A 12,444-nucleotide genomic window follows, 5' to 3' on the forward strand; every position below is an offset into this window, starting at 1 on the left:
AGTACGGCCTACCCGGCCCCGCTTTAACGCAATGTCACGTCAGCCCTGCTCCGCGCCCAACGCAGCCAGCGGATGCGCATCGCTCTTCCACGGCGATGCGAGGAAATGCCTGACGCGCTCCGGTCGCACCTCGGCGAGCGTGGCGGGCGCCCAGCGGGCTTTGCGGTCCTTGTCGATCAACTGGGCTCGCACGCCTTCGCAGAAGTCACCCTCCTCGATCACGCGTTTGACGATGCCGAGTTCCATGCGGAAGCACTCCGCCAGGGTCATCTGCCGGCCGCGCAAAAGCGCCTCACGCGTGACGTAGAGCATAGTGGGCGAATGGCCGGTCAGCGCGTCGTAGGTGGATTGCAACCACTGCTTCACCTCGCGCGGCGGCTCACGCAGCAAATCGTGCCGCACCGTCGCGACCATCCGGTCGATGGTCGAACGCCGATCGAAATGCCGCAAGATCAGTTGGGTGAACGCCGCCAGCGGCGCGTGCGGAATGATATTGCACGGCGGCTCGAACACGCCGCGCAAGGCGCCCATCAGATCGCCTTCGAGCGGCATGCGCTGCAGACGCTCTTCGAAACTGGCGAGCCATTCGGCCGGCACGCACAGATCCGCCAGTTGCAGGCGCAACGCGTCGGCGCCGGACAAGGTCGCGCCGGTTAGCCCGACATACAACTCGAGCTCCGCCGGCATCGCGCTCAGAAAACGCGTCGCGCCGACGTCCGGCAAAAATCCGATGCGCGTCTCCGGCATGGCGATCTTGCTGCGCTCGGTCACGATGCGCAGCCGCGCTCCCTGGCCGAGCCCCATGCCGCCGCCCATCGCAATGCCGTCGAGCAACGCGACCACCGGCTTCGGAAACGTGTGCAGCGCATAGTCGAGCCGGTATTCGTCGACGAAGAACGCGAGCCAGCGGCTGTCGCTGTTCTTCGCGAGCCGCTGCACTTCGCGCACGTCGCCGCCGGCGCAGAAACCCTTGGCGCCCGCGCCTTTGAGCACGAGCGCGACGATGCCGTCGTCGGTGCGGCAATGTTCGACCAGCACGGCGAGTTCGCGCACCATCGCGTGCGAAAGCGCATTGAGCGCGGCCGGCCGGTTCAGCGTGATGATCGCCACGCGATTCACCACGCGAAACAGGATCTCGCGTTCCGCTTCCAGGCTCGTATCGTGCGCGACGCTTTGCAAGGCGCTCATTGACGCGTCTCCGGTTGCGAGGCGTCGGTCTGCGCGGCCTGCGTCACCTGCCAGCGCGGCGGGCGCTTTTCGAGGAACGCATTGACGCCTTCGCGCTGATCGGCGCCGTCGAACAGATCGACGAAGCGCTCACGCTCCAGCGCCAGCGCCGCCGCGCGCGGCACGCCGTTGCGGCCCTGATGAATCAGCGTCTTGCTGAAGCCGACCGCCTGCGGACTCAACGTGGCGACGCGCGCGGCCATGACCAACGCCGCCTCGCGCGCCGCGCCCTTTTCCACCACTTCTTCGACCAGACCGATGCGCAACGCCGTCGCCGCATCGACACGCTCGCCGGTCAGAATCATCCGCTTGGCCCAGCCTTCGCCGACCAGCCACGGCAGCGTCTGCGTGCCGCAACCGCAGGGCAACAAGCCGACCGCGGTCTCGGGCAACGCCAGCAACGCATGCTGTTCCGCGATGCGGATATCGCAAGCCAGCGCGCATTCGAGACCGCCGCCCATCGCATAACCGTTGATCGCCGCGATTACCACGGGCCGCGCGTTCTGCAAGGTTTCAAACGCCGCGCCGAAGCGCGCCGCCGCCGTGCGCGCGACTTCGCGATTGCCGTCGGCGAAGGTGTTCAGGTCGGCGCCCGCGCTGAAGAACTTGGGGCCGTCGCCGGTGATCACGATAGCGCGCACGCGCGCCTCGCCGTTCAAACGTTCGACGGTCTGCTGCAATTGCAGCAAACCTTCGGGCGTAAACGCGTTGGCCGGCGGCCGCTTGAGCGTGAGTTGCGCGACGGCGCCGTCGTGCGCGTAGTCGAGTTCGATCATGCCGCGCCTCCGTCCTTGCCGCCCAGGCTGTCCTGACGATACAGCTTGATGACTGCGGAAAAGTCGAGACGTCCCGCGCCTTTCGCGCTCATCGTTTGATAGAGCTGTTGCGCCAGTGCGCCGAGATAGACCGGTTGACGCGCGGATTTAGCGGCGTCGGTGGCGAGACCGAGGTCCTTAAGCATGAGATCCGTGCCGAAGCCGCCCGTGTAGCCGCGCGTGGACGGCGCGGTCTCGATCACGCCGGGCATCGGATTGTAGGTGTCCGAACTCCAGCAGCGCCCCGTCGATGTATTGATGATGCCGCCCAGCACTTTCGCGTCGATGCCGAGCGCCTCGCCGAGCGACATGGCTTCGGCAACGCCCGCCATCGTGATGCCGAGCACGAGGTTGTTGCAGATCTTCGCGACCTGGCCCGTGCCGGTGTCGCCGCAATGCACGATGTTCTTGCCCATCGCCGAAAGCACCGGCTTGACCTGCTCATACGCGCTCGCGCTGCCGCCGACCATGAAGGTCAACGTGCCCGCCGCCGCGCCGCCGGTGCCGCCTGAAACTGGCGCATCAACGAAGGTGTTGCCGTGCTGCTGCGCGAGTTCGGCGAACGCCTTGACGCTCGTAGGATCGATCGTGCTCGAATCGATGATCGTCACGCCCTTCGCGATGCCGGCGAACACGCCGTCGTCCGCGGTCAGCACGCTGCGCACATGCACGGCGGCGGGCAACATGGTGATCACGCATTCCGCGTCGGTTACCGCGGCTTTCGGCGATGCGGCTGCTTTCGCGCCCGCATCCACGAGCGCCTGCACGGCTTGCGCATTGAGGTCGAATACATTGACCGCGTGACCCGCCTTGAGCAGGTTGTGCGCCATCGGCGCGCCCATGTTGCCGAGTCCGATAAAGCCTATTTTCATGATGTCTCCCGTGGACGCCAGGACTCAGCGCAAGCTGATGGTCGTGTTGACGCCGTCGTTGACGGTGTCGTCGTCGAACCAGCGCGCGGTGACGGTCTTGGTCTGCGTGTAGAACTGCACGACCTGTTTGCCATAGGGGCCGAGGTCGCCGAGTTTCGAGCCGCGCGAGCCGGTAAAGCTGAAGGACGGCACCGGCACCGGAATCGGAATGTTGATGCCGACCTGGCCGATATCGATCTCGCTCTGGAATTTGCGCGCCGCCGCGCCGCTCTGCGTGAACAGGCCCACGCCGTTGCCGAACGGATTGCGGTTGACCAGCGCGATGGCGTCATCGAGCGTCGCCGCGTTCAGCACCACCAGCACCGGGCCGAAAATCTCCTGGCGATAGATTTCCATCTCGGTGGTGACATCGGAAAAAACCGTCGGGCCGATGAAGTTGCCTTGCTCGTAGCCCGGCACTTTAATGTCGCGGCCGTCGAGTGCGAGTGTCGCGCCTTCTTTCACGCCCGCTTCGATCAAGCCGAGAATGCGCTGCTTCGCCGCGCGCGAAACCACCGGGCCGATGTCCGTGTTCGGTTCGTTGCCCGCGTTGACTTTCAACGTCCTGGCCTTGGCGACCAGATCCGGCAACCATTGCTGCGCGGCGCCCACCAGCACGACCACCGAGGTCGCCATGCAGCGCTGTCCCGCCGCACCAAAACCAGCGCCGGCAAGCGCATTCAAGGTCTGCTCGCGGTTCGCATCGGGCAGCACCACCGCGTGGTTCTTCGCGCCCATCATCGATTGCACGCGCTTGCCGTGTTCGCTGCCGAGGCGGTACACGTGCGTGCCGACCGCCGTCGAGCCGACGAACGAAACGGCCTTGACGAGTTCGTGCGTACACAGCGCGTCGACCACTTCCTTGCCGCCGTGCACGACATTCAGCACCCCCTTCGGCACACCGGCTTCGAGCGCGAGTTCGACCAGTTGCATGGTCGAAAGCGGGTCCTGTTCGGAAGGCTTCAGCACGAAGGTATTGCCGCACACGATCGCCATCGGGAACATCCACAGCGGGATCATCGCCGGGAAGTTGAACGGCGTGATGCCGGCGCACACGCCGATCGGCTGGCGCAGCGTGTAGGTATCCACGCCGCCCGCCACGTTCTCCGCGAACTCGCCCTGCTGCAAGGTGCCGATCGAGCATGCATGCTCGACCACTTCGAGGCCGCGAAAGATATCGCCTTCGGCATCGGGAATCGTCTTGCCCTGCTCCGCGCTCAAGGTCCTGGCGATACGCGGCGAATGCTCGCGAATCAGCGCCTGGTACTTCAGCATGATGCGCATGCGCGCGCCGATCGGTGTGTCCTTCCAGGTCTTGAACGCGGCGTGGGCGGAACGGATGGCTTCGTTCACTTCGTCGGCGGTGGCGAACGGCACGCGCGCCAGCACCTCTTGCGTGGCGGGATTGACGATGTCGCGCCATTCGGTGGTCTTCGACTCGACGAACTCGCCGTTGATCAGCAACTTGACGGTGGCAACGGCTGCATTTGCGCTCATTCTGGAACTCCTCTGCGGTGGCCGCGAGGCGGCCGGACAGTGACTGGAAACAAAAGGGATCGACGCAGGGAATCAGCGCAGATCCGGGAAATCTTCTTCCCAATACTCGTCGGGCAGGCGCGCGGGTTCGGCCTCGCGCTCCATTTCGCGGCGTCGCAATTCGACGCGGCGAATCTTGCCGGAGATGGTCTTGGGTAATTCGCTGAATTGCAGGCGCCGAATTCGTTTGTACGGCGCGAGTTTTTCGCGCGAAAACGCGAATACGGCGCGCGCGAGTTCGGGGCCGGCTTCGTAACCCTGGCGCACGGTGACGAACGCCTTGGGCACCGACAGACGCAGCGCGTCGGCGCTCGGCACCACGGCAGCCTCGCCGATCGCCTCGTGTTCGATCAGCACGCTTTCGAGCTCGAACGGACTGAGGCGGTAATCGGACGATTTGAAGACGTCGTCGGCGCGGCCGACATAGACGTAGTAGCCGTCGTCACGGCGCAGCGCCACGTCGGACGTGCGGTAGAAGCCGTTGCGCATGGCTTGCGCGGTGGCGTTGGCGTTGTTCGCGTAGCCGGTCATCAGACCGAGCGGCCGTTGCGCAAGTGGCAGCGCGATTTCGCCTTCGGTGACGGGCTGGTCATCGGCATCGATAAGTTCGATCGTGTAGCCCGGCAGCGGACGCCCCATCGAACCCGCGACGACCGGCTGGCCCGGCGAGTTGCCGATCTGGCAGGTCGTCTCGGTCTGGCCGTAGCCGTCGCGGATCGTAATGTCCCACGCGTGCTTCACGCGCTCGATGACCTCGGGATTCAATGGCTCGCCGGCACCGACGATTTCGCGCAGCTTGACCGGATAGTCGCTCAGATGCTCCTGCACCAGCATGCGCCAGACGGTCGGCGGCGCGCACAACGTGGTGATGTTGAAACGAACAAGCGCGTTCAGCGTGTCTTTCGGCACGAAGCGCGGAAAGTTGAAAACGAACACGCAGGCCTGCGCATTCCACGGCGCGAAGAAACAGCTCCACGCGTGCTTGGCCCAGCCCGGCGAGCTGATATTCCAATGGATGTCGTTCGGTTGCAGGCCGATCCAGTACATCGTCGACAGATGGCCGACCGGATAGCTTTGATGCGTGTGTTCGACCAGCTTGGGCTTCGAGGTGGTGCCTGAGGTGAAGTACAGCAACATCGGGTCGGTGGCCAGCGTGACGCCTTCGGGCGTGAATTGCGGCGATGCGTCATAGGCCGCGGCCAGGTCGATCCAGCCGTCGCGCGGCGTGCCCACCGAGAGGCGCGTGAGCGGCGCTTCGAGCGCATCGAATTTGGCCAGCTCCGCGCTATCGATCACCGCGAAATTCGCGCCGCCGATCTGCACGCGATCGCGCACGTCATCGGCGGAAAGCTGGGTGGTGGCGGGCAGCACGATCGCGCCGAGCTTCATGGCCGCGAGCATCACGTCCCACAGTTCGACGCGGTTCGGCAGCATCAGCAGCAGGCGGTCGCCGCGGCCCACGCCCACGCCGCGCAGGAAATTCGCCATGCGCGCCGAGCGCTCCGACATCTGCGCGTACGACAGGCGCAGGCCGTTGGTGGCGGGATCGTCGACGATCCACAGCGCTGGGTTGTCGTTATCGCGCGCGATTACGTCGAAGTAGTCGAGCGCCCAGTTGAACTCGCCTAGTGCCGGCCACGCGAATTCGCGGTAGGCGCGCTCGTAGTCGGTTCGATGGCGCAATAACAGGTCACGCGCGTCGAAAAAGGCCTTCGCTGCAGTCATTGTCGTCTCCAGTTGGCGCGGTGTATCCGCTTCGCTCTTTTGTCCCGCTGCTGCACTGCTTTCTATCCGGCGGCCAGACTATTTTGCACTCAAATGCCGCTTCGTTTGCATTTACACATGCCGCGCGATCAGCATGCGTTGCACCTCGCTGGTCCCTTCGTAAATCTGCGTGATGCGCGCATCGCGATAGTGGCGTTCCACCGCGTAGTCCTCCAGATAACCATAGCCGCCATGAATCTGAATCGCGTTCGAGCAGATCTCCTCCGCCAGTTCCGACGCGAACAGCTTGGCCTGCGAAGCCTCCGACAAGCACGGCTTGCCCGCCGTGCGCAGCCGCGCCGCGTGCTGCACGAGAAGCCGCGCGGCATTCAAACGCGTGGCCATGTCGGCGAGCATGTTGGCAATAGTCTGATGCTCCTTCAACGCTTTGCCGAACTGGATGCGTTCGTTCGCATAGAGACGCGCGGCATCGAACGCGGCCCGAGCGATGCCGACCGCCTGCGCGGCAATGCCGATACGCCCGCCTTCGAGATTCGACAGCGCGATCCGCAAGCCCTCGCCCGGTTCGCCGAGCAGATTGGCTTCGGGCACGGCGCAGTCGTCGAGCGAAATCGGACAGGTGTCCGAAGCGCGAATGCCGAGCTTATGCTCCGGCTTGCCGACGTTGAAGCCCGGCGTATCGGTCGGCACGATGAAGGCCGACAGACCGCGCTTGCCACGGTCGGGATCGGTCACAGCGAAGACGATCGCGAGGTCGGCGCGGGAGCCGTTGGTCACGAACTGCTTGCTGCCGTTGAGTATCCACTTGCCGTCGCGCAGCACGGCGCGGGTGCGCAGATTGTTCGCCTCGGAGCCGGCCTGCGGCTCGGTCAGACAGAACGCGCCGATGCGGCGGCCGGTTGCGAGGTCCTGCAAATAGCGGTCTTTTTGTGCTTCCGTGCCGAAGTTGAGGATCGGCCCGCAGCCGACCGAGTTATGCACGCTCATCAGCGTGGCGCAGGCGGCGCAGCCCGCGGCGATCTCTTCAAGCGCGAGCGCATAGGCCACGTAGTCCGTGTAGGAGCCGCCCCATTCCGCCGGCACGATCATGCCGAGAAAACCGAGTTCGCCCATCTGCCTGACGACCTCGGCGGGCAGTTGCGCGTCGCGATCCCATTGGCCCGCATGCGGCGCGAGCTGTTCGGTGGCGAAGTCGCGAGCCGCGTCGCGGATCATCCGTTGTTCGTCGGTGTAGAAGCTGTCCATGGCGCTGGGTCCTGTGCTGTGCGTTTGATCGCGGCTGGTTCTCCGCCTCACGTTCGGGTCTGTGAGGCCACGCGGAGCGCAATCGGTTGAGGCTCAGTGTAGGCAAGCCGACCGGCAGGTTCGATGCTCAGCCCGATCATTCTGACTGAGCGCATTTGCCATACTGGTACGATATGAATCCGCATAAGCACACGATTTCAGGCACTTGGCGAATCGCCACAAGGAAAATGTTGAGCGCTTTTGCCAGCTTCGCCGTCAAACCGGATACGCATGAAAAACGATAAAGGGACGATTTCCGTCAGCATGGTCGAGGAAGCGCTCGCGCTGGCGCGCTCGCGCGGCCTCGACGCGCTGCCGCTTGCCGAAGCGGCCGGCATCGCCGCGCCGATGCTGGCGTCGCCAAAAAGCCGCGTGTCGTCGGCGCAATACGGCGCGCTGTGGGCCGCCATCGCCCGAGCGCTGGACGACGAGTTCTTCGGCCAGGATTCGCATCGCATGAAAAGCGGCAGCTTTATCGCCATGACGCAGACGGCGCTCACCGCGCGCAACGGCGGGCAGGCGCTGGCGCGCGCGGTCGCCTTCATGCGTCTCGTGCTGGACGACCTCGGCGCGGAGATCGAAACGCACGCGCAGCGCGTGCGCCTGCGCTTCGTGGAAAACGCCGGCGCGCCGCCGCCGGCGATGTTCGCCTATGCGACCTACTTCATCGTGGTGTATGGGTTGTTGTGCTGGCTGGTCGGGCGGCGCATTCCGCTGCTCGAGGCGCGCTTTCGCTGCGCCGAGCCGTCCGCCGCGCACGAGTACCGGCTGATGTTCTGCGATCACATGAGCTTCGAGCAGGCCGAGTCGTACGTCGATCTCGCGCCGGAGTTTCTCGAGTTGCCCGTGATCCAGACGACCAAGTCCGTCAAACCCTTCCTGCGCGACGCGCCCGGCAGCTTCATCGTCAAGTACCGCAATCCGGGCTCGCTCGCGGCGCGCGTGCGCAAGATGCTGCGCGCCATGCCGATGGCCGGCTGGCCCGCCGCCGATCAGATGGCCGAACGTCTGCACGTCGCCGAGGCCACCATGCGCCGGCGTTTGAAACAGGAAGGCTATACGTACCAGTCGATCAAGGACGACTTGCGGCGCGATATCGCGATCGGTGAGCTGCAGGACACGGACCGCACCATCGCCGACATCGCGACCTCCGTCGGGTTTGCCGAACCGAGCGCGTTTCATCGCGCGTTTCGCAAGTGGACCGGCATGCGGCCGACCGACTACCGGCCGGCGCGCGCGGATTTCACGCGCAAGGCGGAATCGGACTAAGCTGTAAGAAGCAGGCCAGCCTTCTTTTGGGGTATCGGCCCGCGTCGGCCGATGCATGTCGGCAGGGCGCGGCGGCCGTCAGCGATGAGCACGTATCCACGTCTCCCGTTCCGGCAGTCCGGCTCGCGCATGTCGCTTATCCGCAGCGACATGGCGGGCCGGTTGATGCGCGGCATGACCGTGCTCGGCATGCTTTTGGCGTTTGGGTTCGCGTCGTGCGAATCGAATGTGACGCTGCGCGCCGCCGTCGTCCCCAACAGCGTCGTTGTCATTCCAGTGAACGGAGCGATCAGTCCGGCCAGCGCCGACTTCATCGTGCGCAGCCTGCAGCGCGCCGCTGAAGATCGCGCGCAGCTCGCCGTGCTGCAACTGGATACGCCGGGTGGGCTCGACACGTCGATGCGGCAGATCATCAAGGCGATTCTCGGCTCGCCGGTGCCGGTCGCCACCTTTATCGCCCCGAGCGGCGCGCGCGCGGCGAGCGCCGGCACGTATATCGTCTATGCAAGCCACATTGCGGCGATGGCGCCGGGCACCAATCTCGGCGCGGCGACGCCGATCCAGATGGGCATCGGCGGCGCCGAACCGCCCGGGGGCGGTGGAACGCCGGGGTTGCCGGGTATTGGTGGCGGTGGTGGTGGTGCGGGAGGCGGTGGTGCGGGTGGCGGTAACGCTGGCGCTGCGGGTAACGGCGCTGGCGATACCGGCGCCGGCAACCCGAGCAAACCTGCGGCATCCGCGCCCACCGGCTCCGCCAGCGCCCTGCCGCTCGACACCCAATCGACCGAGATGCGCAAGCAGGTCCACGACGCCGCCGCCTACATCCGCGGCCTTGCGCAGATGCGCGGACGTAACACCGACTGGGCCGAGCGCGCGGTTCGCGAAGCCGTGAGCCTGTCGGCGGCGGATGCTCTCGCGCAACACGTCGTCGATCTGAATGCGCGCGATGTGCCGGACCTGCTGCGCCAGGTCGACGGCCGCACGCTCGTCACGAGCGCGGGCAACGTCAAGCTCAACACAGCCAACGCCCAGATCGTCACGCTAGAAGCCGACTGGCGCAGCCACTTCCTCGCCGTGATCACCGATCCCAACGTCGCGCTGATCCTTCTGATGATCGGCATGTATGGCCTGTTCTTCGAATTCGCCAATCCGGGCTTCGTGCTGCCCGGCGTGGTCGGCGCGATCAGCCTGCTGCTCGGCCTGTTCGCCATGCAGATGATGCCCATCAACTACGTCGGCCTCGGCCTGATCTTTCTCGGCGTCGCTTTCCTGATCGGCGAGGCGTTTCTGCCGACCTTCGGCTCGCTCGGCTTCGGCGGCGTGGTCGCGTTCGTGATCGGCGCGCTGATGCTGATCGATACCGACGTGCCCGGCTACGGTATCCCTCTGCCGATGATCGCCGCCGTGACCGTGTTCAGTGTGGTGTTCGTGCTGGGCGTGTCGCGGCTCGCGCTGAGTGCGCGGCGCCGTCCGGTGGTGACGGGTTCGGAAGGAATGATCGGCAGTGTCGGCGTGGTGCTCGACGGTGGCCTCTCGCCGGCGGACCTCACGGCGGACGGCGCGCTGGGCGGTTGGGCACAAGTGCATGGGGAACGCTGGCGGGTGTCCAGCACGGCCCCGGTCGCGGCGGGCCATGCGGTGCGCGTCACCGCGCGGCGCGGCCTGACGTTGATCGTGGTGCCAACGGAAGCACGACAACAAGGAGAAAGCTCATGATCGGTTTCACATTCGGCTTCACCAGCATCCTGATTCTGCTGGCGGCCGCGCTGGTTGCTTCATCGATACGGATTTTTCGGGAGTACGAACGCGGCGTCGTGTTCATGTTGGGGCGTTTCTGGAAGGTCAAGGGGCCAGGCCTCGTGCTGATCATTCCTATCGTGCAGCAGGCCGTGCGCATGGATCTGCGCACCGTCGTGTTCGACGTGCCGCCGCAAGACGTGATCACGCGCGACAACGTCTCGGTGAAGGTCAACGCGGTGGTGTATTTCCGTGTGGTCGATCCGGAGAGAGCCGTGATCCAGGTGGCGCGCTACTTCGAGGCGACCAGCCAGTTATCGCAGACGACCTTGCGCGCGGTGCTCGGCAAGCACGAACTCGACGAACTGCTGGCCGATCGCGAGCAGCTCAATGCCGACATCCAGAAAGTGCTCGATGCCCAGACCGACGCGTGGGGCATCAAGGTGTCGATCGTGGAAATCAAGCACGTGGATATCAACGAAACGATGATCCGCGCGATTGCCCGCCAGGCCGAGGCCGAGCGCGAGCGGCGCGCCAAGGTGATTCACGCGGAAGGCGAATTGCAGGCCTCGCAGCATCTGCTGCAAGCGGCGCAGACGCTGTCGCGCCAGCCCCAGGCCATGCAGTTGCGCTACCTGCAAACCCTCACGACGATTGCCGCCGACAAGAATTCGACGATCGTCTTCCCGCTGCCGATCGACCTGCTGAGCGCTGTATTGGACCGTTTCAGCAAGCCGTCGGCGCCGTGAGCCGCAGGATCATTCAGCCCGGGTTGATTCACTGGGCGAAATGGTGCATTGCCTTCAATCGCCTTACTCGAAATGCATGCCAAAACTAGAATGCGGGGGTCGTTTTTAACCGCTCCATAGGAGCTCGTCATGAAAATCGTTTCTATAGTTGGACTCGGCGCGCTGTTGGCCGCCGTGAGTATGAGCACCGCGTTTGCGCAGTCGGCGCGGCCTTACGATCCGTCGGCGCCGAAAACGCGCGCCCAGGTGAAGGCCGACCTGGCCGAATGGCGTGCCGCCGGCTACGATCCGCTCGACTGGATCGACTATCCGGAGAATGCGCAACGCGCGGGCCGCATCGTCGCGGCACGGCGCGCGCAGGAATCGGGTGGGACGATGACGCAGTAACGCGGGCCACCGCGCGGCATGCGGGGCTGCCTGCGACTGCAACGGTCGCGGGCGTGGTCGGGCCCGCATGCCTTTCCTGGTTTTCAGGTTTCCCGCTTCCCGCTTTCCCGCTTTCCCGCTTTCCCGCTTTCCCGCTTTCCCGCTTTCCCGCAACATCGTAAATTCGCTTGCCGCGCCGCCCTGCGCGCTGGCAAGGTATCATCTCGCCCCTTCGACAACCCGCTGCCGGAATCCGAACCATGTCAATCTGGGTTGACGCCGACGCCTGCCCCGTCGTGATCAAGGACATGCTGTACCGTGCCGCGCGCCGCACCGGCATGACGCTGACGCTGGTCGCCAATTCGTTTCTGCGCGTGCCGCCGTCGCCGCTGATCCGCGCGATCCAGGTGCCGGCCGGCTTCGACGCCGCCGATGACCTGATCGCCGAACGTGTCGCCGCGGGCGATCTGGTGATCACCGCCGACATCCCGCTCGCCGCCGCCGTGCTGGCCAAAAACGCGCAAGCGCTCGATCCGCGCGGCAACTGGTACACGCCCGGCACGATCGAAGAACGGCTGCGTATGCGCTCGATGCTCGACCAGTTGCGCAGCAGCGGCGTCGATACCGGCGGGCCTTCGGCCTTCAGCCAGCGGGACAGCAAAAGCTTCGCGGGCGAACTGGACCGCTGGCTCTCGCGCCAACCGCCGCAGCCTGATGCATCGGCGCCACAATCTCCCGACGAACCGCCCGTCGAATGAGCCTTTACTCGGCCGCCGAGCCGCACAATGCGGCACGCCACCGCCAATCCTGACTACAATCCGGCCG

At 65.3% G+C, this 12,444-nt stretch carries 11 protein-coding genes; 5 read left to right on the forward strand and 6 right to left on the reverse strand.

What is annotated here, in order from left to right; translation table 11 throughout:
* Positions 1-39 precede the first annotated feature (39 nt).
* The 6 genes from B0G75_RS10420 to B0G75_RS10445 form a co-directional block, all read right to left on the reverse strand.
* Complete coding sequence (locus B0G75_RS10420) at positions 40-1,188, reverse strand: enoyl-CoA hydratase/isomerase family protein (protein ID WP_106304185.1); 1,149 nt, start codon at positions 1,186-1,188, stop codon at positions 40-42.
* Positions 1,185-2,003 carry an enoyl-CoA hydratase gene (locus tag B0G75_RS10425; protein WP_106304188.1) on the reverse strand — a complete coding sequence of 273 codons (819 nt, stop codon included), beginning with the start codon at positions 2,001-2,003 and terminating at the stop codon, positions 1,185-1,187. The genes B0G75_RS10420 and B0G75_RS10425 overlap by 4 nt, the downstream gene beginning before the upstream one ends.
* On the reverse strand, positions 2,000-2,914 hold the full coding sequence (mmsB, locus tag B0G75_RS10430; RefSeq protein ID WP_106304191.1) for a 3-hydroxyisobutyrate dehydrogenase: 915 nt from the start codon (positions 2,912-2,914) through the stop codon (positions 2,000-2,002). Before mmsB ends, B0G75_RS10425 begins: the two co-directional genes overlap by 4 nt.
* Positions 2,915-2,938: 24 nt before the next feature.
* Positions 2,939-4,450, reverse strand: a complete 1,512-nt coding sequence (locus B0G75_RS10435) for a CoA-acylating methylmalonate-semialdehyde dehydrogenase (protein ID WP_012427503.1) — start codon at positions 4,448-4,450, stop codon at positions 2,939-2,941.
* 72 nt (positions 4,451-4,522) lie between these two features.
* Entirely contained in the window at positions 4,523-6,214 is a 1,692-nt protein-coding gene (locus B0G75_RS10440; protein ID WP_106304194.1) for an AMP-binding protein, read from the reverse strand.
* Between the two features lie 111 nt (positions 6,215-6,325).
* Positions 6,326-7,459 carry an acyl-CoA dehydrogenase gene (locus B0G75_RS10445; protein WP_106304197.1) on the reverse strand — a complete coding sequence of 378 codons (1,134 nt, stop codon included), beginning with the start codon at positions 7,457-7,459 and terminating at the stop codon, positions 6,326-6,328.
* Between the two features lie 270 nt (positions 7,460-7,729).
* Here B0G75_RS10445 and B0G75_RS10450 point away from each other — a divergent pair, with 270 nt between their 5' ends.
* The 5 genes from B0G75_RS10450 to B0G75_RS10470 all read left to right on the forward strand — a co-directional run bounded on the left by B0G75_RS10450 (position 7,730) and on the right by B0G75_RS10470 (position 12,377).
* Complete coding sequence (locus tag B0G75_RS10450; protein WP_106304200.1) at positions 7,730-8,767, forward strand: AraC family transcriptional regulator; 1,038 nt, start codon at positions 7,730-7,732, stop codon at positions 8,765-8,767.
* 84 nt (positions 8,768-8,851) lie between these two features.
* Positions 8,852-10,483, forward strand: coding sequence for a nodulation protein NfeD (locus B0G75_RS10455; protein WP_106305583.1), 1,632 nt, complete (start codon positions 8,852-8,854; stop codon positions 10,481-10,483).
* A complete protein-coding gene (locus B0G75_RS10460) occupies positions 10,480-11,253 on the forward strand; it encodes a slipin family protein (protein ID WP_106304203.1) in 774 nt (257 codons plus the stop codon). Before B0G75_RS10455 ends, B0G75_RS10460 begins: the two co-directional genes overlap by 4 nt.
* 129 nt (positions 11,254-11,382) lie before the next feature.
* On the forward strand, positions 11,383-11,640 hold the full coding sequence (locus tag B0G75_RS10465; RefSeq protein WP_106304206.1) for a DUF4148 domain-containing protein: 258 nt from the start codon (positions 11,383-11,385) through the stop codon (positions 11,638-11,640).
* 239 nt (positions 11,641-11,879) lie between these two features.
* Positions 11,880-12,377: a YaiI/YqxD family protein gene (locus B0G75_RS10470; RefSeq protein WP_106304209.1), complete on the forward strand. Its 498-nt coding sequence runs from the start codon at positions 11,880-11,882 to the stop codon at positions 12,375-12,377.
* Positions 12,378-12,444 lie beyond the last annotated feature (67 nt).

Origin of the sequence: Paraburkholderia sp. BL18I3N2, from assembly GCF_003001875.1 — a bacterium.
Classification (GTDB): Bacteria; Pseudomonadota; Gammaproteobacteria; order Burkholderiales; family Burkholderiaceae; genus Paraburkholderia; species Paraburkholderia phytofirmans.